This window comes from Pseudomonas gingeri (assembly GCF_013386165.1).
Lineage (GTDB): Bacteria > Pseudomonadota > Gammaproteobacteria > Pseudomonadales > Pseudomonadaceae > Aquipseudomonas > Aquipseudomonas gingeri_C.
In genome coordinates this window covers 65,768-86,356 of the sequence record NZ_JACAOS010000016.1, presented here as the reverse complement: position 1 = coordinate 86,356, position 20,589 = coordinate 65,768, and the positions used below count along the sequence as shown (strand labels likewise).

The window sequence follows — 20,589 nt, the reverse complement described above, 5'->3', positions numbered from 1 at the left end:
CATAGGGTCACATACGGCCCCGCCTGGCTGAAGGGACATTCCTGCACAGTTGAAGTGCACAGGATTCACTTCTAAAAACACGCCAAGTCTGTGCACGCCTCTAGCACGCGCGGCGCCGGCAAAAAAACCAAGACATCACGGATTGCTCACGGCCCCCGCTCGGCACAGAATTCCCCACCGCCACCGGAGCCCCACGAATGATTGCTTTCGACCGCCTCGACCTCAACCTGCTGCGGGTCTTCGACGCCGTGATGGAGGAGCGCAGTGTCCTGCGTGCCAGCCAGCGCCTGCACCTGAGTCAGTCGGCGGTCAGTCATGCGCTTTCACGTCTGCGCGACAGCGTCGGCAAAGAGATCTTCGTGCGTACCGGCAAGGGCATGACCCCGACCCACTACGCCTTCGAGATCAGCGCTGCGGTGCGCGAAGCCCTGCAGAACATCAACGCCGTGCTGACCCGGGCGACCAGCGCCTTCGACCCTGCCTCAGCCCGGCGTTCGTTCGTGATCGCTGCCAGCGATTACTCGTCGACGGTCCTGCTGCCGCCGTTCAACCGCCTGCTGGCCGCCGAAGCCCCGGGCATCAATCTGGTGATCACACCCTCAACCCGCCTGGACCTGGCCGAGCAGATCGACCTCGGTCGCATCGACATCGCCCTCGGCATGTTTCAGGACCCGCCGGAGCGCCTGCGCTCGCAAACCTTGTGGCAGCAGGAAGAAGTGCTGGTGACCTGCAAACGGCATCCCACCGCACAGCGCGCCGTCACCCTGCAAGACCTGGCGCGCTATTCACTGGTGGTCATGTCTCTCGGCACCGCCGCCGACGGGGCGCCACCGAGCTATATCCTGGAGCGTGGCCTGGCTCGACTCGCCGACGGCTACGACCGCCCGGCCCTCGAAAGCGCCCTTGAAAGCCTCGGGCTGCGACCACGCCGGCAGGTCTCGATCCCGCACTTCATGGCGATTCCGATGCTGCTGGAAGACAGTGAGTTGATGGCCATCGTCCCGCGCCCCCTGGCGGTCTTGTTCAGCCGAACACTCGACCTGGTCACCCAGGAACTGCCCTACCCCTCGGCACCCAGGTCGCTGGACCTCATCTGGCACACCCACCATGACGCCGAACCGGCCCACTGCTGGCTGCGCTCACAACTGAGCGAGGTGGCCAGGCGCGTTCAGGACGCCGCGTCAGCCGCCTGAAGACGCTCCCGCCGACGGGCATGGCGCGAGGTGAAAAACACCACCACCAGCGCCAAGCCGAAAAATACCGCCGAACTGGTGGCGCCCACGGACAGCGCATGACTCAAGGCAAACCGCGCCTGGGCGTCAGCGTCCAGACCTACCGGAGCCGGTGACAGCCGCGCCGCCATGCCGACAATCGCCACGATCACCGCCGTGCCCAGCGAACCACCGACCTGGTGCGCGACGTTGACCAGACCCGATGCGGCCCCGGCATTCTGCGGTTCCACCCCGGCAATCCCGGCGCTGGTCAGCGGCACGAACGCCGCGCCACAACCGATCCCGAGAATGATCAACGGCAGCATCAAATGCGGAAAGTACGCCACGTCCGAGCCCAGCCCGGTCAGCAGCGCCATCCCCACCAGCGCCGTCGCCAGCCCGCAGAACAGCATCACCGCCGGACTCATGTGCCGTGCCAGCCACTTCACCCCGTACACCGACATGGCGAACTGGGTCAGGGTCAGCGCCAGAAACGCTTCACCGGCCTTGAGCGCGGTGTAGCCCAGCACTTCCTGGACATACTGGATCAGGAAGAAGTAGGTGCCGACCATCCCGCCCACCAGCAACATGCGGCTGACATAGGCACCGGAACGCTCGGCACTGGCGAACAGGTGCAGCGGCATGATCGGTTGTTCGGCACGGCGTTCGATCCAGACGAACAGGCTCAGCAAGACCAGGGCACAGGCCAGCGCCACGAGGGTCAGGGCGTCATCCCAGCCCTGGGCGCCGGCCCGTACGAAACAATAGACCAGCGCGCTCATGCCGAAGGTGACGGTCAGTGCTCCCGCCAGGTCGAAATGGCCGGTGTGCCGCTCGGTTTCCTGCAGATAACGCCAGGCCAGGGCCAGCAGGGCAATCCCCACCGGCAGATTGATGAACATCACCCAACGCCAGGACAGCAGGTCGGTCAGCACGCCGCCGAGCACCAGCCCCAGCGCACCGCCACCACCGGACACGGCGGTATAGAAGCTGATGGCCCGCAGACGCTGCGGTCCCGGAGGGAAGTGAGTCAGCATCAGCGCCAGGGTCGAGGGCGCCAGGAATGCCGCGGCAATCCCCTGCACGCCCCGGGCGATCAATAGCTCATGGGCCGACTGGGCCAAACCGCCCAGCAACGAAGCCAGGGTGAACACCGTCACCGCCACCAGAAACACCCGGCGCCGGCCCAGCAAGTCGCCGGCCCGGGCCCCGAGCAGCATCATGCCGCCAAAAGCCAGGGTGTAGGCGTTCTGCACCCAGGTCAGGTCGGGAAGCGAGAGGTCCAGGGCCTTTTGAATATGCGGCAAGGCGGTATAGAGCACGGTGACGTCGAGCACAATCATCAACTGGCAGGCCAGGATGATCAGCAACAGCACGCCGGAACCGGCAACACGAGCGGAAGAAGACGCCATGGAGGACAGCCTTATGGGTAGAAGCGCAGGGAAATATCGGGGCGACGAGAGGGAGGTCCATGTCGATCATTCATCCCTGATCGATGGACTACTATAAAAGAGACGACTTTGTGCCGACTAGCGGGACAAACCGGGATACCCCGCACCGTAAATCGGGACAATCCCCTGCCCCGGAATCGCCCCCCTCTGTAGGAGCGAGCTTGCTCGCGATGGTCGTTAACGATAACGCTGGGGGACCTGATACACCGCGGAGCCTGGGCTACCATCGCGAGCAAGCTCGCTCCTACAAAGGACCGTGTCAGCCTTTCAGACCCGTGAGTAGCACACCCTCGCATTTGCCCCTAAACCCGCTGTCTGCTAGTGTCGCGCCCGTTCAACGCCTACCGAGATCGCCGCCATGGCCCGCAAAAAAGCTTCCCTGGACTTCGAGCAATCCCTTGCCGACCTGCAAACCCTGGTCGAACGTCTGGAGAACGGCGAATTGTCGTTGGAAGACTCGCTGACCGCCTTCGAACAAGGCATCCGCCTGACCCGTGACTGCCAGGGCGCCCTGGCCCAGGCCGAGCAGAAGGTGCAGATCCTCCTCGAGCGCGACGGCGAACTGGCCGAAGAACCCTTCGACGCGGAATCAGCAGAATGATCAAAGCCTATCAGGCCAGCAGTCAGGCCCGGGTCAACGCCGCACTCGATACCCTGTTCAACGCCCCCAGCGCCGAACTCACGCGTCTTTATGAAGCCATGCGCTACAGCGTGATGAACGGCGGCAAGCGCGTGCGTCCCCTGCTCGCCTATGCCGCCTGCGAAGCCCTCGGCGGCAAGCCTGAACAGGCCAACGGCGCGGCCTGCGCGGTGGAGCTGATCCACGCCTACTCGCTGGTCCACGACGACCTGCCGGCCATGGACGACGACGACCTGCGTCGCGGCCAGCCGACCACCCACAAGGCCTTCGACGAAGCCTGTGCGATCCTCGCCGGCGACGGCCTGCAAAGCCTGGCCTTCAGCGCCCTGCTCGACCCGCGCCTGAGCGACCTGAATGCCGATATCCGCCTGACCATGGTCAGCGCCCTGGCCCATGCCGCCGGCCCGGCCGGCATGGTTGGCGGCCAGGCCATCGACCTCGGTTCAGTGGGCCTCAAGCTCGACCAGAAAGCCCTGGAATACATGCACCGGCACAAGACCGGCGCGCTGATCGAAGCCAGCGTCAAACTCGGCGCCCTGGCCAGCGGCCAGGCAGAAAAAGACGAATTGCGCTCCCTGCAGAACTACGCCCAGGCCATCGGCCTGGCCTTCCAGGTGCAGGACGATATTCTCGACGTGGAAAGCGACACCGCGACCCTGGGCAAACGCCAGGGCGCCGATATCGCCCGCGACAAGCCGACCTACCCGGCCCTGCTCGGCCTGGATGCCGCCAAGGCCTACGCCCTGGAACTGCGGGATCAGGCGTTGCATGCCCTGCGACCGTTTGACGCGTGCGCCGAACCGTTGCGCGAGCTGGCCCGCTATATCGTCGAACGTCGCAGCTGATCCCAGGCACCGCCTTCAAGCGCGCATATCAGCCAACTTCGACGCTCTGCGTGGGCAGCGTGCGATGCATCAGGTAAACTGCCGCCTCTTCTATACCTATAACGATTCGCCTGATGCCCACGACGTTCCATGAGATTCCCCGCAAGCGCCCGACCACGCCCCTGCTGGATCGTGCCGAAACGCCGGCCGGCCTGCGCCGGTTAGGTGAAGCCGAGCTGGAAACCCTGGCCGATGAGCTGCGCCTGGAATTGCTCTATTCGGTCGGCCAGACCGGCGGGCACTTCGGTGCCGGCCTCGGCGTGATCGAACTGACCATCGCGCTGCATTACGTCTTCGACACCCCGGACGATCGGCTGGTGTGGGACGTGGGTCATCAGGCGTATCCGCACAAGATCCTCACCGGTCGTCGTGAGCGCATGCACACGCTGCGGCAGAAGGACGGCCTGGCCGCCTTCCCGCGCCGCTCGGAGAGCGAGTACGACACCTTTGGCGTCGGTCACTCCAGCACCTCCATCAGCGCCGCCCTGGGCATGGCCATCGCCGCCCGGCTGCAGAACAGCGATCGCAAGGCCATTGCCGTGATCGGCGATGGCGCGCTGACCGCCGGCATGGCGTTCGAGGCGCTGAACCACGCGCCGGAAGTCGACGCCAACATGCTGGTGATCCTCAACGACAACGACATGTCGATTTCGCGCAATGTCGGCGGCCTGTCGAACTACCTGGCGAAGATTCTCTCCAGCCGTACCTACGCGAGCATGCGCGAAGGCAGCAAGAAAGTGCTGTCGCGCCTGCCCGGCGCCTGGGAAATCGCCCGCCGCACCGAAGAATACGCCAAGGGCATGTTGGTCCCCGGCACCCTGTTCGAAGAGCTGGGCTGGAACTACATCGGCCCGATCGACGGCCATGACCTGCCGACTCTGATCGCCACCCTGCGCAACATGCGTGACCTCAAGGGCCCGCAGTTCCTGCACGTGGTGACCAAGAAGGGCAAGGGTTTCGCTCCAGCGGAACTCGACCCGATCGGTTACCACGCAATCACCAAGCTCGAGCCCCTGAACGCCCCGGCCGCCGCGCCGAAGAAAGCCAGCGGACCGAAATACTCCGGCGTGTTCGGCGAATGGCTGTGCGACATGGCCGCCGCCGACCCGCGCTTGGTAGGCATTACCCCGGCGATGAAGGAAGGCTCGGACCTGGTGGCGTTCAGCGAACGTTTCCCGCTGCGCTACTTCGACGTGGCGATTGCCGAGCAACATGCGGTGACCTTTGCCGCCGGCATGGCCTGCGAAGGCGCCAAGCCGGTGGTCGCGATCTACTCCACCTTCCTGCAACGCGGTTATGACCAGTTGGTCCATGACGTCGCGGTGCAGAACCTCGACGTGCTGTTCGCCATCGACCGCGCCGGTCTGGTGGGCGAAGACGGCCCGACCCATGCCGGCAGTTTCGACCTGTCGTACCTGCGCTGCATCCCCGGCATGCTGGTGATGACCCCGAGCGACGAGAACGAACTGCGCAAGATGCTGACCACCGGGCACCTGTACGCAGGTCCCGCAGCCGTGCGTTATCCACGCGGTACCGGACCGAACGCGACCATCGAGAAAGACCTGGAGCCGATCGAGATCGGCAAGGGCGTGGTTCGCCGTCGGGGCAGCAAAGTAGCCCTGCTGGTATTTGGCGTGCAACTGACCGAAGCGTTGATCGTGGCTGAAAAGCTGGATGCGACCGTGGTCGACATGCGTTTCGTCAAACCACTGGACGAAGCCCTGGTGCGTGAAATGGCCGGTAGCCATGAGTTGCTGGTGACTATCGAGGAAAACGCCATCATGGGCGGTGCCGGCGCGGCGGTCAGCGAGTTCCTGGCCCGTGACAACCTGCTCAAGTCGGTGCTGCACCTGGGCTTGCCGGACAGCTATGTCGAGCACGCCAAACCCGCGCAGATGCTGGCCGAATGCGGGTTGGATGTGGCGGGAATCGAAGCATCGGTGACCGAGCGGATGAAACTGCTCAACCTGTAAAGACACCCTCCCTGTAGGAGCGAGCTTGCTCGCGATGGTAGTTCAGCCACTGCGGGGCTTCAGGTGCCCCGCGTTATCGTTGGCGACCATCGCGAGCAAGCTCGCTCCTACAGGGGGGAGCAGCGTCGAGCTGATCAGCCCAACTGACGCGGAATGCGGTACAGATAGAACAGCACCACGCTGGACAGCACCAGCAACATCAACGGCACCGCCTCCAACCCGACAAACACCGCCAGGGTACCGATCCAGGTCGGCAAAGCGGCCACCACCAGGGCTTTGCGGCGCACGTCGGCCAGCTCGATCCACGCCGCTGGCTCTTCCGGCGTATCCAGCGCCGCCTGGGTCGCGATCAACGAGCGCTTGTAAGCCCCGAAAAAGCGCAGGCTGACAAACATCGAAGCCACGCCAGCAATGAAGAACGGCATCGCCAGTACCGGCAACAGCGGATCCGTCTGCCCGAAAAGCCAGTTCGCGACAAACAGTGGCAGAACGCTCAGCAGCAGTTGCTTGTACCAGCCCACCGCCAGCCGACGCTTCACCTGGCCACGGGTCACGCCGGATCAGCCTCGCTCTGGTGCTCGTTGCCCATCATGTGGCCGAGCTTGTCGGCCTTGGTCGCCAGGTAGAGTTTGTTGTGCGGGTTCTGCCCGGTCTGCAGCGGCACGCGCTCGGCCACGTTGATGCCCATGTCGGTCAAGGCCTTGACCTTGCGCGGGTTGTTGGTCATCAGGCGCAGGGACTTGATGCCCAGGTGTTCGAGCATTGGCCGGCAGATCGCGTAGTCCCGCAGGTCGGCGGCAAAACCCAGGCGCTCGTTGGCCTCGACGGTGTCGGCCCCGCCATCCTGCAACTCATAGGCACGGATCTTGTTCATCAGGCCAATGCCGCGCCCTTCCTGGCGCAGGTACAGCAAGGCACCCCGACCTTCCTTGGCAATCGCCCGCAAGGCAGCCTCCAACTGAGAGCCGCAATCGCAGCGCTGGCTGAACAAGGCATCGCCGGTCAGGCATTCGGAATGCACACGGCCAAGAACCGGTGCGCCATCCGCCACGTCCCCCAGGGTCAGCACGACGTGTTCACGACCGGTGGCTTCTTCGAGAAAGCCATTCATGGTGAAGGTCGCAAAGGGGGTTGGCAGTTTGGAAGCGGCGACGAAAACGACGGGCACCGTGTGCTCCTGATCAGTATGAGGACTGGAAATTCGCAGAGGTCGCATTGTAACAGTAGGTTCCTACAGACGCTTAGGCTGAATTGTCCATGATAACTATCAATAAGTTTGATGCGTCGGCACCGGCGGTGGCACCGGCGTCGGCAGGCTGTCGAACGGATATGGCTGCTTCCAGTGTTCGAAAATAGCCCGCAACTCGCCACTCTTGACCAGCTCCTCCATCCGCTGGTCATACAGGGCCAGCAATGAACGGCCCCGCGCGTTGTCGGCAAACCCCAGGTACAGCGGCAGGTCGAGCAAATGGCTACGCCGGAACATCTCCGGGTGCGCGGCGCGCCCCTGCACCCCTTTCACCTCGGACAGTGCATCGATGTAGTAGTCGGCACGGCTTTGCGAGAGCATCAACAAGATCCCGTCCCGGCGCACGATTTCGTTGTAGTGGCGGACATTGGGCAGGTAGTTCTGGTACCTGTAGCCACGCATCCAGGCCAGACGGTAGATACCCAGGGTTTCCAGGGTCGGCTGCGGATTGCTCGCCAGCCCCAGGGCATAGAGATGATCGACGTCGAAATGCCAGCGCGGATAAAGGGCCCCCGTCACGTCACTGCGATAAGCCCCCACCCAGGCGTCCGCCTCGCCGCGCTGCACCAGCCCGATCGCCCGGACATAGGGTTCGGTGCTGATCAGCACCTTGACGCCCTTGGGCTCGAAGATCAGCCGCATGAGATCCCAGGCCAGGCCGTGACCGTCGGCGCCGGTGTAGTCGGCCCATTCCTCGCTGGCGAGATGGATCAGCCCAGGCGAAGAGGTTTCTTCACTCGCCTGAACGACATTGCCTACAACGCCACTCGCCAACAGGCAGAGCAGTACGACCCACAACCGACAACCAGACATGCCTGAATCCTCAGGTAAACAGGTGCACCAGCCCTTGCATGACCAGCCAGGCGAATACCCCGGCCAGAACGTCGTCGAGCATGATGCCGACGCCGCCATGGACATGCCGGTCGATCCAGCGGATCGGCCAGGGCTTGAGGATGTCGAAGAAGCGGAACAGCAAAAACCCCGCCAGCAACCAGTACCAACCGTCCGGCACCAGCCAGAGGGTGATCCACATCCCGACCATCTCGTCCCAGACGATGCCTTCGTGGTCGTGTACCCGCAGATCGTTGGCGACCTTGCCGCACAGCCAGAAGCCGAACAGCATGGTGACGCCGAGCATCAGCCAGTAGCCCCAGTCGGGCAACATCTGCCATAACGGTATAAAGGGTAGCGCAACCAGCGAACCCCAGGTGCCCGGCGCCTTGGGCAAGGTGCCAGAACCGAAGCCGAAAGCCAGGAAATGCCAGGGATTGCGCCAGACCGACGGCGGTACGAATTCGGCCGGGGTCTGCTTGGGATGATCTGTCACGGGGTCTCCGGGAAATGTTGGTAGCCGCGCCGCGCCGGCGTGATGTCGCGACCGGCGGTGTCCACCAGGACCACGCCCTGACCGGCCAGCACCTGACCGATCACCCGCACCGAGCTGTGGGCCGCCAGCAATCCAGGCAGCTCGCCGGGTGGCAGAGTGAAGGCCAATACGTAGTCGTCACCCCCGCTGAGGGCCGCCTCGTAGGCGCCGTCCTGGCCGGCAAAGGCCAGCAGTGCCGAAGACACTGGCAAGGCTTCGCGTTCGACCTGCAACCTGACGGAGGACGCCGCCGCGATATGCCCGCAATCGGCCAAGAGCCCGTCAGAGATATCCAGTGCCGAGGTGGCCTTGTTGCGCAAGAACTGACCCAGTGCCAGTTGCGGCTTGGGCGACCAGTAGTGCTCCAGCAGCGGTTCGGCAATCGCCGGCGCCGCCATCCGCTGGCCCAGCACCAGCGGCAAGGCGCCCGCCGCATTGCCCAAGTCGCCACCGACACATAGCAGGTCACCGACTTGCGCGCCGCTGCGGGTCAGCGCCTGGCCTGTCGGCACCCGACCGAACACGGTCAGTGTCAGGCACAGCGGCCCACGGGTGGTGTCGCCACCCACCAGACGCAGGTCGCAGTGTTGCGCCATCAGGTTCAAACCGCGGGCGAAGGCTTGCAGCCAACCGGCGTCGTTGTGCGGCAAGGTCAACGCGAGGGTAAAGGCCAGGGGCGTGGCGCCCATGGCGGCCAGGTCACTGGCGGCTACGGCCAGCGCACGCTGGCCGAGCAGGAAAGGGTCGCAGGGGTCGGCGAAATGCACACCCGCCACCAGGGTGTCGGTGGAAATCGCCAGTTGCTCCCCGGCGGGGACGCTCAGCAGGGCGCAGTCGTCGCCGATGCCCAGGGCAACGCCCTCGCCGGCCTGCGCACAAGGCGCGGCGGCAAAGAAGTTGCGGATCAGCTCGAACTCGCCCATGCCAAGGTCAAGCGCGGATCAGCGCTTGAACGCCTTCACTTCAGCTTCACGCAGGCGCGGCGCCAGTTTGTCGAGCACGCCGTTGACGAACTTGTGACCGTCGGTGGAACCGTAGACCTTGGCCAGTTCGATCCCTTCGTTGATCACGACGCGGTAAGGCACGTCGACGCGCTTGAGCAGTTCCCAGGTGGACAGGCGCAACACCGCCAGTTCAACCGGGTCCAGTTCTTCGATCTCGATGTCCAGGCACGGCTTGAGGACCGTGTCGATCTCGCTCTTGAACTGCGGAACGCCGTGGAGGATTTCACGGAAGTAAGCGCCATCGACATCAGTGAAGTCGTTGTCGACCCGAAACTGCGCCTCGATCTCGTTCAGCGACTGCTTGGCCATGTGCCACTGGTACAGGGCCTGGGTCGCGAGCTGACGGGCCTCGCGACGCTTGACGCTTTTGGAGGGCTTGCCGGAGCCTTCAGGCTTCGGATCGCGCGGGTTGAAACGATCGCTTTCGTCGCTAATCACACAGCCTCCAATTGCGCCAGCAAGCTGACCATTTCCAGGGCGGAAAGGGCGGCTTCGGCGCCTTTGTTGCCGGCTTTGGTGCCGGAACGTTCGATGGCTTGTTCGATGGAGTCAACGGTCAGCACGCCGAAGGCAACCGGCACGCCGAATTCCATGGAGACCTGGGCCAGGCCCTTGGTGCATTCGCCAGCCACGTATTCGAAGTGCGGAGTACCGCCACGAATGACCGCGCCGAGGGCGATGATTGCCGAGAAATCGCCTTTCTGGGCGACTTTCTGCGCGACCAGCGGGATTTCGAAGGCGCCAGGTGCGCGGATGATGGTGATGTCGCTTTCGCTGACACCGTGGCGAACCAGGGCGTCAACGGCACCGCTCACCAGGCTTTCAACGACGAAGCTGTTGAAGCGGCCGACCACCAGGGCATAGCGGCCTTTGGGGGCGATGAAGGTACCTTCGATGGTCTTCAGGGTCATTCGACAATTCTCTTAAAGAGCCGGGGCGCGCCTAGTACGCGCCCCTCAGGGATATTTGAACCGCGAATCAAGGGCCGCGAGCAGCCAGTCTTTATTCGGAGGGCACGTATTCTACTACTTCCAGGTCGAAACCGGATATCGCATTGAACTTCATCGGTGCACTCATCAGGCGCATTTTTCGTACACCCAGGTCGCGCAGGATCTGCGAGCCGGCACCGACAATGCTGTAGGTGGTCGGTTTTTTCGCCGGGGCCTGGTCAGCGGTCTCGCGGATATGCGCCAGCAGCACGTCACCATCCAGCGGGTGACCGAGCAACAGCACCACGCCGCTGCCGGCCTCGGCCACCGCGGCCATGGCGGCGCGCAGGCTCCAGCGCCCGGGTTGCTTGACCATCAGCAGGTCGCGCAGCGGGTCCATGTTATGCACCCGCACCAGGGTCGGCTCTTCGGCGCAGAAGCTGCCCAGCGTCAGGGCCATGTGCACGTCGCCTTCCACCGAATCACGATAGGTGACCAGGTTGAAATGCCCCAGCTCGCTGTCCAGCGGCTGCTCGGCAATCCGCTGAACGGTACGTTCGTGGATCATCCGGTAGTGGATCAGGTCGGCGATGGTGCCGATCTTGATGTTGTGTTCGGCGGCGAAGGTTTCCAGTTCAGCGCGACGGGACATGGTGCCATCGTCGTTCATCACTTCGCAGATCACCCCGCTCGGCTCGAAACCGGCCATGCGCGCCAGGTCGCAGGCGGCTTCGGTGTGGCCGGCGCGGGCCAGGGTGCCGCCGGGCTGGGCCATCAGCGGGAAGATGTGGCCGGGGCTGACGATGTCTTCAGCCTTGGCGTCCTTGGCGGCAGCCGCTTGCACGGTGCGGGCGCGGTCAGCGGCGGAGATGCCGGTGGTCACACCTTCGCTGGCCTCGATGGACACGGTGAACTTGGTGCCAAAGCCGGAACCGTTGCGCGGCGCCATCAGCGGCAGCTTGAGCAGTTCGCAGCGCTCACGACTCATGGGCATGCAGATCAGCCCGCGGGCGTGCTTGGCCATGAAGTTGATGTGCTCGGCCTTGCAGCATTCGGCGGCCATGATCAGGTCGCCTTCGTTCTCACGGTCTTCGTCATCCATGAGGATGACCATCTTGCCTTGGCGAATGTCTTCGACCAGCTCTTCAATCGTGTTGAGCGCCACGCGGCACCCCCTTCTTTCAAAATTTGGGTGTCAGGATTTGAGGTAGCCGTTGGCGGCCAGGAAGCTTTCGCTGATGCCACCGCTCGACGGCTCTGCCGCCTTGTCACCCAGCAGCAGACGCTCCAGGTAACGGGCCAGCAGGTCGACTTCGAGGTTGACCTGACGACCTGGACGGTAGTCGGCCATGATGGTTTCGGCCAGGGTGTGCGGGACGATGGTCAGTTCGAACTCGGCGCCATTCACCGCGTTGACCGTCAGGCTGGTGCCGTCGACGGTGATCGAGCCCTTGTGGGCGATGTATTTGGCCAGGTCTTTCGGCGCACGGATGCGGAACTGGATGGCCCGGGCGTTTTCTTCACGGGCGACCACTTCGCCGACACCGTCGACATGGCCGCTGACCAGGTGCCCACCGAGACGGGTGGTCGGGGTCAGGGCTTTTTCCAGGTTGACCCGGCTGCCGGCTTTCAATTGGTTGAAGGCGGTGCAGTCCAGGGTTTCACGGCTGACGTCGGCCCAGAAGCCGTCGCCTGGCAGCTCGACCGCGGTCAGGCAGACGCCGTTGACCGCGATGCTGTCGCCGAGCTTGACGTCGGCGAGGTCCAGCTTGCCGGTTTCCACGTAGACGCGGACGTCGCCGCCCTTGGGGTTCAAGGCACGGATACTGCCGATGGATTCAATGATGCCGGTAAACATGAAGTCCTCCTCGAGAACGGCCCGCGCGTGGCGCAAGCGAAAATTATACGCCGGGTGCAGGATCAGGTATTGCGGTGACTCGCCAGTCATTGCCGACTGCGCGCATTTCAATGATTTTCAGCCGGGGCGCCTGATTCATCTGTTCCAGCGGCCAGTCCAACAATGGGCGCGCCGTGGAGCCGAGGAACTGACCGGCGACAAACAATTGGTATTCGTCCACCAGGCCTTGCCGGGCAAAGGCCCCCGCCAGGCGCGGACCGGCCTCCACCAGCACTTCGTTGATGCCACGGGCGGCCAGCTCGGTGAGCAAGCGGCGCAGGTCGACATGACCTTCGGCGCCGGGCACTTCCAGCAATTCATGGCCCAGGGCTTGATAACGTTCGGCGGCGCCCGGGGTGCAGGTCACCACCAGCGCCGGACCTGCGGTGAAGAATGGCGCATCCAGCGGCACCCGCAGGCGACCGTCGATCAGCACCCGCAGGGGTGGACGGCGTTCGGCCAGGGCGGTCAGCTCGGGATCGAGCCCCAACTCGGCGGGGCGCACGGTCATCCGCGCCTGGTCCGCCAGCACGCTGTCGGCACCGGTCAGCACCACACTGGCCTGGGCTCGCAGGCGTTGTACCGCGGAGCGCGCCTCGGGGCCGGTGATCCATTGGCTTTCGCCGCTGGCCATGGCAGTACGCCCGTCCAGGCTCATCGCCAGCTTGATCCGCACGAACGGCACGCCGTGCTCCATACGTTTGAGGAAACCCTGGTTGAGCGCGCGCGCTTCGCCTTCCAGCACACCGCTGTGCACCGCGATCCCGGCATCGGCCAGGCGCTTGAGGCCACGCCCGGCGACTTCCGGGTTGGGGTCCTGCATGGCCGCGACCACCCGCGCCAAGCCAGCTTTGACCAGGGCGTCGGCGCACGGCGGCGTACGACCGAAGTGGCTGCAGGGTTCAAGGGTCACATAGGCCGTGGCGCCACGGGCGTTTTCACCCGCCTCGCGCAAAGCATGCACCTCGGCATGGGGTTCGCCGGCGCGCACGTGCCAGCCTTCGCCGACCACCACACCACCTTGCACGATCACACAGCCAACCCGTGGGTTCGGGTGTGTCGAGTAGCGACCCTTGCGGGCCAGCTCCAGGGCACGGGCCATGTAATGGGCGTCGAGGACGGCTTGCTCGGTTGAAAGGCTCATTCTTTGGCGGGCTCGCGGGCCAGGCGGTCGATCTCTTCGCGGAACTCGTTGAGGTCCTGGAAGCGGCGATAGACCGAAGCGAAACGGATATAGGCGACTTCATCGAGTTTCTGCAACTCGGCCATCACCAGCTCACCGACGACCAGCGACTTGACCTCACGTTCGCCGGTGGCCCGCAGCTTGTGCTTGATGTGCACCAGCGCGGCTTCCAGGCGTTCGACACTGACCGGGCGCTTTTCCAGCGCGCGCTGCATGCCGGCGCGAAGTTTTTCTTCGTCGAAGGGTTGGCGGCTGCCGTCCTGTTTGATCAGGCGCGGGAGGACCAGTTCGGCGGTCTCGAAGGTGGTAAAACGTTCACCGCAGGCCAGGCATTCGCGCCGGCGGCGCACCTGCTCGCCCTCGGCGACCAGACGCGAGTCGATGACTTTGGTGTCGTTGGCACCGCAGAAGGGACAGTGCATGGTGGCAGGCAACAAAAAATGGGAGGGCCATGGTAGCGCATCCCCGTGGCAAGACAAGCCATAGGGTTTGCGGTATACAGTCGCCCGACTACCTTTTACTCAGACCGATGCACCGGATTTTGCCTTCAGTTGGAGCCGTTCATGTCCGTACGACCGCTTGTTTTGCTCAGCCTCGCCGGCCTCCTGGCTGCTTGCGGCAGCCCACCGCCCAAGCCCGCTCCGGCAGTACCGGCCCAACAGCAGGCGAGCAAACCGGTCAATCCCTATGAGGAACTGGGCCCGCTGCCCAGTTTTCAACGTGAATTGAGCGGCACCTTGCAGGGCGTCCCCAAGGACGCCGAAGTGGAACTGGCCCTGCTGGTGATCGACGAGCGCGGTCGTCCACAGCAGTTGCTGGCCAGCAGCAAGATCAACGGCACCGGCCAGGTCCTGCCGTTCCGCCTGCGCTTCAACCCGGACGTGTTCCCGGTGGGCAGCCGCGTGGAATTGCGCGGGCGGGCCAGCCTGTCCGGGCAATTGATCCTGCATCTACCGTCACGCGGTATCACCGAGCCGACCACCCAGGCGTTGGGGCAGCTGCAATTCTTTACCGCGCCATGAGTGCACCGGCGGACCTGCAACAGTCCTTGAGCGAGTTGCTGGGCGATGCCCAACTGGTGGCCTGTCCCTTGCCGGGGACCGCGTTGCAGTTGTGGCTGATCGACGCGCAGAACATGGACCGCGCCTTTACCCCCGAAGAAACCCGGCGAATCCTGCATGAACCGCCCTACTGGAGTTTCTGCTGGGCCAGCGGCCTGGCCATGGCCCGTTACCTGGCCGAACAGCCGCAGTGGGTGACGGGCAAACGAGTGCTGGATTTCGGCGCCGGTTCCGGTGTGGCGGCGATTGCCGCGGCCCGGGCCGGGGCGCTGGAAGTGGTGGCCTGCGACCTCGACCCATTGGCCCTGGCGGCCTGTCGGGCGAATGCCGCGCTCAATGGGGTGGAACTGAGCTACAGCGTGGACTTCTTCGCCGAGAGTGATCGTTTCGACCTGATTCTGGTGGCGGATGTGCTGTATGACCGGGAGAACCTGCCGTTGCTCGACCAGTTTCTCAGCCGGGGCCGGGAAGCGTTGGTGGCGGATTCGCGGGTGCGGGATTTCCGCCATCCGTTGTATCGACGCCTGGAAATGCTCGAGGCCTTTACCCTGCCGGACCTGGCGGAGCCGGAAGAGTTTCGCCACGTGAGCCTGTATCACGCCAGCCGAGCCTGACCCCATCCCGACCTGTAGGAGCCGGCTTGCTGGCGATGCAGGCGACGGGGTGCAGCAGACAGACCACGTTATCGTTCATCGCCAGCAAGCCGGCTCCTACAGGTCGGTGGTGCTCACCGGTTGCTCGTGCTTCCGGTCAACCCGCCCAGGCCTTATAGTTGCCCCATTACCCGTTTTCCGAGATTCCGATGACTCAGCCCATCCCCTACATTTTCGACGCCACCACCGCTGACTTCGACCAGTCGGTGATCGAGAACTCGTTCCACAAGCCGGTGCTGGTGGATTTCTGGGCCGAGTGGTGCGCGCCCTGCAAGGCGTTGATGCCGATGCTGCAACAGATCGCCGAGAGCTATCAGGGTGAACTGTTGCTGGCCAAGGTCGACTGCGATGCGGAGCAGGATATCGTCGCCCGTTTCGGCATTCGCAGCCTGCCGACCGTGGTGCTGTTCAAGGACGGTCAGCCCGTCGACGGTTTCGCCGGCGCCCAGCCGGAATCGGCGGTGCGCACGATGCTCGAACCCCATGTGCAGATGCCACCGCCGGCGGTCGCCGATCCTCTTGAGCAGGCCGAGGCGCTGTTTGCCGAAGGTCGAATGGGTGATGCCGAGGCGCTGCTCAAGGTGCTGCTGGGTGAAGACAACAGCAATGCCAAGGCGCTGATTCTTTATGGCCGGTGCCTGGCTGAACGCGGCGAGTTGGGCGAAGCCCAGGCCGTGTTGGACGCGGTGAAAAGCGACGAGCACAAGGCCGCGCTGGCGGGTGCCAAGGCGCAGTTAACCTTCTTGCGTCAGGCGGCTGACCTGCCGGAGGTCGCTGATTTGAAGGCGCGCCTGGCGCAGAACCCGCAGGACGATGAGGCGGTCTATCAGTTGGCGGTGCAGCAGCTGTCGCGTCAGCAATACGAAGCCGCACTGGACGGTTTGCTCAAGCTGTTCATCCGTAACCGCAGTTACAGCGAAGGCCTGCCGCACAAGACCTTGCTGCAGGTATTCGACCTGCTGGGCAATGACCACCCGCTGGTGACCACCTACCGCCGTCGGTTGTTTGCGGCGCTGTACTGACGCAACTTGTAGGAGCCGGCTTGCTGGCGATGAACGATAACGCGGTCTGTCTGCTGCACCGCGTCGCCTGCATCGCCAGCAAGCCGGCTCCTACAGGAGTACGTCGTGCAGGAGATCGACATTCCGCTCTCAGGCCTCGACCCAGCTGTAGAGCGGCGAATCCGCCCCGCTCACCACCTTGATCTCGCTGCTATGGCGCAAGCGCACCAGCAGGCGCTTGGCCGCCGCCGTACTCCCCGCCAACCCTTCCAATTGTCCCAGCAACTGCGGCCCGTCGATCTGCCCGGCCTGGCGCACCAGGTCCTTCGCGGTCTGCCACAACGCTTCGTCCTGGCTCACCGGCCGGGCCGCCACCGCAGCCCCTGTGTCCACCGACGTCGGCACTGGCAACTGCGCGCCCAATCGCGCCCAATCGGCCTCATCCAGCTCTACTGTCAGATCCACCGGCCATTGGCCGATAGTGCCTCGAATTCGCACCATAACGCTCACCTCGCAATAGCAAGCGCCCATGCTCCCACGCGTCATCCAAGACGCCAAGTCAGTGGCCGAACAAGACATAAATTGTTATAAGATCACATAACAAAACACCTTTGTCGTCGTTCCTGGAGAAACGCCATGCGCCACCTGCTGCTCGCCCTGCCTTTTGCCCTGCTCCCGCTGGTTGCCGCCCAGGCCCATGAAGCCCACGAACATGGCAGCCTTGGCGCCCACGAGCACGGCGTTGGCCGGCTGAACGCCGCGCTGGACGGCCAGACCCTGGAACTGGAACTGCAAAGCCCAGCGATGAACCTGGTGGGCTTCGAACACCTCGCCACCAGCGATGCCGACAAGGCCAAGGTTGCCGCCGTACACGCGTTGCTGGAGAAACCGCTGGATCTGTTCAACCTGCCGAAAGCCGCCGGCTGCGTGGTGGCCGACCAGGAACTGGAGAGCCCGCTGTTCGGCGATCCGGCACCTGAAGACGTCGATGCCGATGACGATGATGACGACGATCACGCTCCCGAAGCCGCCGGGACCACACCGGTCGCCGGTGCCGAGCACCATCACGACCACAGCGAGATCCACGCTCACTACCAGTTCACCTGCACCACTCCGGCCGCGCTGAAGACCCTGGACCTGGGCCAGGTGTTCAAGACTTTCCCGGCCACCCACAAGATCCAGGTGCAGTTGATTTCCGGCAGTGGTCAACAAGGGGTTGACCTCACGCCAGAGGCTGCCACCCTGAAGTACTGATACACCTTAATCCCCTTGTAGGAGCCAGCTTGCTGGCGATGAACGATAACGCGGTCGACCTGAAACACCGCGGCGCCTGAATCGCCAGCAAGCCGGCTCCTACAAAGGCACTCCACCTGTGAATCGGCCTTTATGACCCAAGCACTTATCGAACTGTCCGACCTGGGCTTCAACTGGCCCGGGCATCCGCAGTTGCTGGACATCCCGGCGTTCCGCCTGGAACCGGGCGAAACACTGTTTCTCAAAGGCCCCAGCGGCAGCGGCAAGACCACCCTGCTGGGCCTGCTGGGCGGCGTGCAGAAACCCAGCCGCGGCAGCATTCGCCTGCTCGGCCAGGAACTCACCGAACTGGGCGCCGGTGCCCGCGACCGTTTTCGCGTCGACCACACCGGCTATATTTTCCAGCAATTCAACCTGCTGCCGTTTCTCTCGGTGCGCGAAAACGTCGAACTGCCGTGCCACTTTTCCAAGCTGCGCGCCAGTCGCGCGATCCAGCGCCACGGCAGCGCCGACAAAGCCGCCGCGACCCTGCTCGCGCACCTCGGCCTGAGCGATCCGGCCCTGCTCGAACGCCGCGCCGATTCGCTGTCCATCGGCCAGCAACAACGGGTCGCCGCCGCCCGCGCGCTGATCGGCCAGCCGGAGCTGGTGATCGCCGACGAGCCGACCTCGGCGCTGGACTACGATGCCCGCGAAGCCTTTATCCGGCTGCTGTTCGCCGAATGCCGCGAGGCCGGCTCGAGCTTGCTGTTCGTCAGCCATGACCAGAGCCTGGCACCGCTGTTCGACCGTCACCTGTCGCTGTCCGAATTGAATCGCGCGGCCACGCCCGCGGAGGTCTGAGATGTATCTGTTTCGTCTGGCCCTGGCCAGCCTGGCCAACCGCCGCTTCACCGCCCTGCTCACGGCCTTCGCCATCGCCCTGTCGGTCTGCCTGCTGCTGGCCGTGGAGCGCGTGCGCACCGAAGCCCGCGCCAGCTTCGCCAGCACCATCAGCGGTACCGACCTGATCGTCGGCGCCCGCTCCGGCTCGGTGAACCTGCTGCTGTACTCGGTATTTCGCATCGGCAATGCCACCAACAACATTCGTTGGGACAGCTTCGAGCACTTCGCCAGCAACCCGAAAGTGAAGTGGGCGATCCCGATGTCCCTCGGCGACTCCCATCGCGGCTACCGCGTACTGGGGACCAGCGAAGCCTATTTCGAGCATTACCAGTACGGTCACCAGCAGAACCTGGAACTGGCCGAAGGTCGCCCTTTCGCCACCGATCCGTTCGAGGTGGTACTCGGCGCCGAGGTCGCGGACGCGCTGCACTACAAGCTCGGCGACAAGCTGGTGCTGGCCCACGGTGTGGCCGCCATCAGCCTGGTCAAGCATGACGACAAGCCCTTCACCGTGGTCGGTATCCTCAAGCGTACCGGCACCCCGGTGGACCGCACGTTGCATATCAGCCTCGGCGGCATGGAGGCGATCCACATCGACTGGCACAACGGCGTGCCGGCCCATGGCGCGGGGCGCATCAGCGCCGACCAGGCCCGCAATATGGACCTGACGCCGCAAGCCATCACCGCCTTTATGCTCGGTCTGAACAACAAGGTCTCGACCTTCGCCCTGCAACGGGAGATCAACGAATTCCGTGGCGAGCCGATGCTGGCGATCCTGCCGGGCGTGGCCTTGCAGGAACTCTGGAGCCTGATGGGCACAGCGGAAAAAGCGCTGTTCGTGGTGTCGCTGTTCGTGGTGCTGACCGGTTTGATCGGCATGCTCACGGCCATCCTCACCAGCCTCAACGAACGCCGCCGGGAGATGGCGATCCTGCGTTCGGTCGGTGCGCGACCTTGGCATATCGCCAGCCTGCTGATCCTGGAAGCCTTTGCCCTGGCGCTGTCCGGGGTGGTCGCCGGGGTCGGTCTGTTGTACCTCTGCATCGCCCTGGCCCAAGGTTATGTGCAGTCGAACTACGGGCTGTTTCTGCCGCTGGCCTGGCCGAGCGAATATGAATGGACGCTGCTCGGCGGTATCCTTGTCGCTGCCCTGTTGATGGGCAGCGTGCCGGCGTGGCGCGCCTATCGACAATCCCTGGCCGATGGCCTGTCCATCCGTTTGTGAGTGTTGCGATGAAGAAGAATGTCCTGGCTGGCGTGCTGCTGGTGCTGTCCGTGATGACGGCCACGCCGCTGTGGGCCGATGACAAGCCGAAGGAACTGGCCTGGCAGGACATGATTCCGCCCGATGCGCCGCCGGAAATTCCGCAGATGACGCCGCTGCATGACCTGTCGAAAATCGGCACCATGGACATTGAAGCTGCGCCGGCGGCCAAGCAATCGTTGCCCGATGCGCCGGTGGTCACGGCGCTGAACGGCCAGCATGTGCGCCTGCCGGGGTACATCGTGCCGCTGGAAGTCAGTGAAGAGGGACGGACCACGGAGTTTCTGCTGGTGCCGTATTTCGGCGCCTGCATCCATGTCCCACCGCCGCCGTCGAATCAGATCGTGCATGTCACCAGTGAGCTGGGGGTCAAGGTCGACGAGTTGTACCAGCCGTATTGGATCGAGGGCGACATGCAGGTCAAGCCGAGCACCAGCGACCTGGCGGATGCGGGGTACAGCATGGAGGCGCAGAAGATCTACGTGTACGAGTTGCCCGAGTAAGACCAGGGGTTCATGGGTGTTTTCAAGGACGTCATCGCGAGCAAGCTTGCTCCTACAGGATTGGCGTCGAACCAATATCGTATGATCGGCTCTGGTCCTGTAGGAGCAAGCTTGCTCGCGATAGCGCCGACAGGCGCGCCACAAAAGTTCCCGCCATCTCCCGCCATTGGCCTTTCCATTG

Annotated in this window: 24 protein-coding genes; 11 read left to right on the top strand and 13 right to left on the bottom strand. The window is 64.0% G+C overall.

Features of this window, described 5'->3' with window-relative positions; genetic code table 11:
* Window positions 1-197: 197 nt before the first annotated feature.
* Window positions 198-1,193 (top strand): LysR family transcriptional regulator, encoded by a 996-nt coding sequence (locus tag HX866_RS16730; protein ID WP_177095686.1) that lies wholly within the window; start codon window positions 198-200, stop codon window positions 1,191-1,193.
* Here the strand turns inward: HX866_RS16730 and HX866_RS16725 are convergent.
* Window positions 1,169-2,623 carry an MFS transporter gene (locus tag HX866_RS16725; protein ID WP_177095684.1) on the bottom strand — a complete coding sequence of 485 codons (1,455 nt, stop codon included), beginning with the start codon at window positions 2,621-2,623 and terminating at the stop codon, window positions 1,169-1,171. The genes HX866_RS16730 and HX866_RS16725 overlap by 25 nt on opposite strands.
* A gap of 397 nt (window positions 2,624-3,020) precedes the next feature.
* On the opposite strand from HX866_RS16725, the gene HX866_RS16720 reads away from it, so the two are divergent.
* The 3 genes from HX866_RS16720 to dxs all read left to right on the top strand — a co-directional run bounded on the left by HX866_RS16720 (window position 3,021) and on the right by dxs (window position 6,159).
* Complete coding sequence (locus tag HX866_RS16720) at window positions 3,021-3,263, top strand: exodeoxyribonuclease VII small subunit (protein WP_177095682.1); 243 nt, start codon at window positions 3,021-3,023, stop codon at window positions 3,261-3,263.
* Complete coding sequence (gene ispA / locus HX866_RS16715; RefSeq protein ID WP_177103249.1) at window positions 3,260-4,147, top strand: (2E,6E)-farnesyl diphosphate synthase; 888 nt, start codon at window positions 3,260-3,262, stop codon at window positions 4,145-4,147. Before HX866_RS16720 ends, ispA begins: the two co-directional genes overlap by 4 nt.
* Window positions 4,148-4,260: 113 nt before the next feature.
* The gene (gene dxs, locus HX866_RS16710) at window positions 4,261-6,159 is read left to right on the top strand and encodes a 1-deoxy-D-xylulose-5-phosphate synthase (protein WP_177140123.1); all 1,899 of its coding nucleotides are present in this window, start codon (window positions 4,261-4,263) and stop codon (window positions 6,157-6,159) included.
* Between the two features lie 134 nt (window positions 6,160-6,293).
* Here dxs and HX866_RS16705 read toward each other — a convergent pair whose 3' ends face one another.
* The 11 genes from HX866_RS16705 to nrdR all read right to left on the bottom strand — a co-directional run bounded on the left by HX866_RS16705 (window position 6,294) and on the right by nrdR (window position 14,209).
* A complete protein-coding gene (locus tag HX866_RS16705; protein ID WP_177095677.1) occupies window positions 6,294-6,713 on the bottom strand; it encodes an MFS transporter in 420 nt (139 codons plus the stop codon).
* Window positions 6,710-7,327 (bottom strand): GTP cyclohydrolase II, encoded by a 618-nt coding sequence (gene ribA, locus HX866_RS16700; protein ID WP_177095675.1) that lies wholly within the window; start codon window positions 7,325-7,327, stop codon window positions 6,710-6,712. Before ribA ends, HX866_RS16705 begins: the two co-directional genes overlap by 4 nt.
* Window positions 7,328-7,426: 99 nt before the next feature.
* Window positions 7,427-8,221 carry an ABC transporter substrate-binding protein gene (locus tag HX866_RS16695; RefSeq protein WP_177095672.1) on the bottom strand — a complete coding sequence of 265 codons (795 nt, stop codon included), beginning with the start codon at window positions 8,219-8,221 and terminating at the stop codon, window positions 7,427-7,429.
* Between the two features lie 10 nt (window positions 8,222-8,231).
* Entirely contained in the window at window positions 8,232-8,735 is a 504-nt protein-coding gene (locus tag HX866_RS16690) for a phosphatidylglycerophosphatase A family protein (protein WP_177095670.1), read from the bottom strand.
* A complete protein-coding gene (gene thiL / locus HX866_RS16685) occupies window positions 8,732-9,697 on the bottom strand; it encodes a thiamine-phosphate kinase (protein ID WP_177140122.1) in 966 nt (321 codons plus the stop codon). Before thiL ends, HX866_RS16690 begins: the two co-directional genes overlap by 4 nt.
* Before the next feature lie 18 nt (window positions 9,698-9,715).
* Window positions 9,716-10,216 carry a transcription antitermination factor NusB gene (gene nusB / locus HX866_RS16680; protein ID WP_121135059.1) on the bottom strand — a complete coding sequence of 167 codons (501 nt, stop codon included), beginning with the start codon at window positions 10,214-10,216 and terminating at the stop codon, window positions 9,716-9,718.
* On the bottom strand, window positions 10,213-10,689 hold the full coding sequence (gene ribH, locus HX866_RS16675) for a 6,7-dimethyl-8-ribityllumazine synthase (RefSeq protein WP_040071241.1): 477 nt from the start codon (window positions 10,687-10,689) through the stop codon (window positions 10,213-10,215). Before ribH ends, nusB begins: the two co-directional genes overlap by 4 nt.
* A gap of 91 nt (window positions 10,690-10,780) precedes the next feature.
* Window positions 10,781-11,872 (bottom strand): bifunctional 3,4-dihydroxy-2-butanone-4-phosphate synthase/GTP cyclohydrolase II, encoded by a 1,092-nt coding sequence (ribBA, locus tag HX866_RS16670; RefSeq protein WP_177095666.1) that lies wholly within the window; start codon window positions 11,870-11,872, stop codon window positions 10,781-10,783.
* Window positions 11,873-11,902: 30 nt separating this feature from the next.
* Window positions 11,903-12,565, bottom strand: coding sequence for a riboflavin synthase (locus HX866_RS16665; RefSeq protein ID WP_177095664.1), 663 nt, complete (start codon window positions 12,563-12,565; stop codon window positions 11,903-11,905).
* A 43-nt stretch (window positions 12,566-12,608) separates the two neighbouring features.
* Entirely contained in the window at window positions 12,609-13,748 is a 1,140-nt protein-coding gene (gene ribD / locus HX866_RS16660; protein ID WP_177140121.1) for a bifunctional diaminohydroxyphosphoribosylaminopyrimidine deaminase/5-amino-6-(5-phosphoribosylamino)uracil reductase RibD, read from the bottom strand.
* The gene (nrdR, locus tag HX866_RS16655) at window positions 13,745-14,209 is read right to left on the bottom strand and encodes a transcriptional regulator NrdR (protein WP_177095659.1); all 465 of its coding nucleotides are present in this window, start codon (window positions 14,207-14,209) and stop codon (window positions 13,745-13,747) included. The genes ribD and nrdR overlap by 4 nt, the downstream gene beginning before the upstream one ends.
* 141 nt (window positions 14,210-14,350) lie before the next feature.
* Between nrdR and HX866_RS16650 the strand changes: the two genes are divergently transcribed.
* The 3 genes from HX866_RS16650 to trxA all read left to right on the top strand — a co-directional run bounded on the left by HX866_RS16650 (window position 14,351) and on the right by trxA (window position 16,523).
* On the top strand, window positions 14,351-14,809 hold the full coding sequence (locus tag HX866_RS16650; protein WP_177095657.1) for a YbaY family lipoprotein: 459 nt from the start codon (window positions 14,351-14,353) through the stop codon (window positions 14,807-14,809).
* A complete protein-coding gene (locus HX866_RS16645) occupies window positions 14,806-15,462 on the top strand; it encodes a class I SAM-dependent methyltransferase (protein ID WP_177140120.1) in 657 nt (218 codons plus the stop codon). The genes HX866_RS16650 and HX866_RS16645 overlap by 4 nt, the downstream gene beginning before the upstream one ends.
* 188 nt (window positions 15,463-15,650) lie before the next feature.
* Window positions 15,651-16,523 carry a thioredoxin gene (trxA, locus tag HX866_RS16640; RefSeq protein WP_177140119.1) on the top strand — a complete coding sequence of 291 codons (873 nt, stop codon included), beginning with the start codon at window positions 15,651-15,653 and terminating at the stop codon, window positions 16,521-16,523.
* Window positions 16,524-16,652: 129 nt separating this feature from the next.
* Here the strand turns inward: trxA and HX866_RS16635 are convergent, their stop codons facing one another.
* Complete coding sequence (locus HX866_RS16635; RefSeq protein WP_177124420.1) at window positions 16,653-17,003, bottom strand: hypothetical protein; 351 nt, start codon at window positions 17,001-17,003, stop codon at window positions 16,653-16,655.
* A 135-nt stretch (window positions 17,004-17,138) separates the two neighbouring features.
* Here HX866_RS16635 and HX866_RS16630 point away from each other — a divergent pair, with 135 nt between their 5' ends.
* The 4 genes from HX866_RS16630 (at window position 17,139) to HX866_RS16615 (ending at window position 20,408) form a co-directional block, all read left to right on the top strand.
* Window positions 17,139-17,756, top strand: coding sequence for a DUF2796 domain-containing protein (locus tag HX866_RS16630; protein WP_177095648.1), 618 nt, complete (start codon window positions 17,139-17,141; stop codon window positions 17,754-17,756).
* A gap of 132 nt (window positions 17,757-17,888) precedes the next feature.
* Window positions 17,889-18,599: an ABC transporter ATP-binding protein gene (locus tag HX866_RS16625; RefSeq protein ID WP_121135067.1), complete on the top strand. Its 711-nt coding sequence runs from the start codon at window positions 17,889-17,891 to the stop codon at window positions 18,597-18,599.
* A gap of 1 nt (window position 18,600) precedes the next feature.
* Window positions 18,601-19,866 (top strand): ABC transporter permease, encoded by a 1,266-nt coding sequence (locus tag HX866_RS16620; protein ID WP_177095646.1) that lies wholly within the window; start codon window positions 18,601-18,603, stop codon window positions 19,864-19,866.
* Window positions 19,867-19,874: 8 nt separating this feature from the next.
* Complete coding sequence (locus HX866_RS16615; RefSeq protein WP_177140118.1) at window positions 19,875-20,408, top strand: DUF3299 domain-containing protein; 534 nt, start codon at window positions 19,875-19,877, stop codon at window positions 20,406-20,408.
* Window positions 20,409-20,589: the final 181 nt, after the last annotated feature.

Bases quoted from the DNA above. Each gene is read 5' to 3' on its own strand.
- ribD (WP_177140121.1), bottom strand. From the start codon at position 13,748: ATGAGCCTTTCAACCGAGCAAGCCGTCCTCGACGCCCATTACATGGCC.
- trxA (WP_177140119.1), top strand. From the start codon at position 15,651: ATGACTCAGCCCATCCCCTACATTTTCGACGCCACCACCGCTGACTTC.
- HX866_RS16645 (WP_177140120.1), top strand. From the start codon at position 14,806: ATGAGTGCACCGGCGGACCTGCAACAGTCCTTGAGCGAGTTGCTGGGC.
- nrdR (WP_177095659.1), bottom strand. From the start codon at position 14,209: ATGCACTGTCCCTTCTGCGGTGCCAACGACACCAAAGTCATCGACTCG.
- HX866_RS16695 (WP_177095672.1), bottom strand. From the start codon at position 8,221: ATGTCTGGTTGTCGGTTGTGGGTCGTACTGCTCTGCCTGTTGGCGAGT.
- HX866_RS16630 (WP_177095648.1), top strand. From the start codon at position 17,139: ATGCGCCACCTGCTGCTCGCCCTGCCTTTTGCCCTGCTCCCGCTGGTT.
- ribH (WP_040071241.1), bottom strand. From the start codon at position 10,689: ATGACCCTGAAGACCATCGAAGGTACCTTCATCGCCCCCAAAGGCCGC.
- HX866_RS16665 (WP_177095664.1), bottom strand. From the start codon at position 12,565: ATGTTTACCGGCATCATTGAATCCATCGGCAGTATCCGTGCCTTGAAC.
- thiL (WP_177140122.1), bottom strand. From the start codon at position 9,697: ATGGGCGAGTTCGAGCTGATCCGCAACTTCTTTGCCGCCGCGCCTTGT.
- ispA (WP_177103249.1), top strand. From the start codon at position 3,260: ATGATCAAAGCCTATCAGGCCAGCAGTCAGGCCCGGGTCAACGCCGCA.
- HX866_RS16650 (WP_177095657.1), top strand. From the start codon at position 14,351: ATGTCCGTACGACCGCTTGTTTTGCTCAGCCTCGCCGGCCTCCTGGCT.
- HX866_RS16720 (WP_177095682.1), top strand. From the start codon at position 3,021: ATGGCCCGCAAAAAAGCTTCCCTGGACTTCGAGCAATCCCTTGCCGAC.
- HX866_RS16635 (WP_177124420.1), bottom strand. From the start codon at position 17,003: ATGGTGCGAATTCGAGGCACTATCGGCCAATGGCCGGTGGATCTGACA.
- HX866_RS16730 (WP_177095686.1), top strand. From the start codon at position 198: ATGATTGCTTTCGACCGCCTCGACCTCAACCTGCTGCGGGTCTTCGAC.
- HX866_RS16725 (WP_177095684.1), bottom strand. From the start codon at position 2,623: ATGGCGTCTTCTTCCGCTCGTGTTGCCGGTTCCGGCGTGCTGTTGCTG.
- HX866_RS16615 (WP_177140118.1), top strand. From the start codon at position 19,875: ATGAAGAAGAATGTCCTGGCTGGCGTGCTGCTGGTGCTGTCCGTGATG.
- HX866_RS16620 (WP_177095646.1), top strand. From the start codon at position 18,601: ATGTATCTGTTTCGTCTGGCCCTGGCCAGCCTGGCCAACCGCCGCTTC.
- dxs (WP_177140123.1), top strand. From the start codon at position 4,261: ATGCCCACGACGTTCCATGAGATTCCCCGCAAGCGCCCGACCACGCCC.
- HX866_RS16625 (WP_121135067.1), top strand. From the start codon at position 17,889: ATGACCCAAGCACTTATCGAACTGTCCGACCTGGGCTTCAACTGGCCC.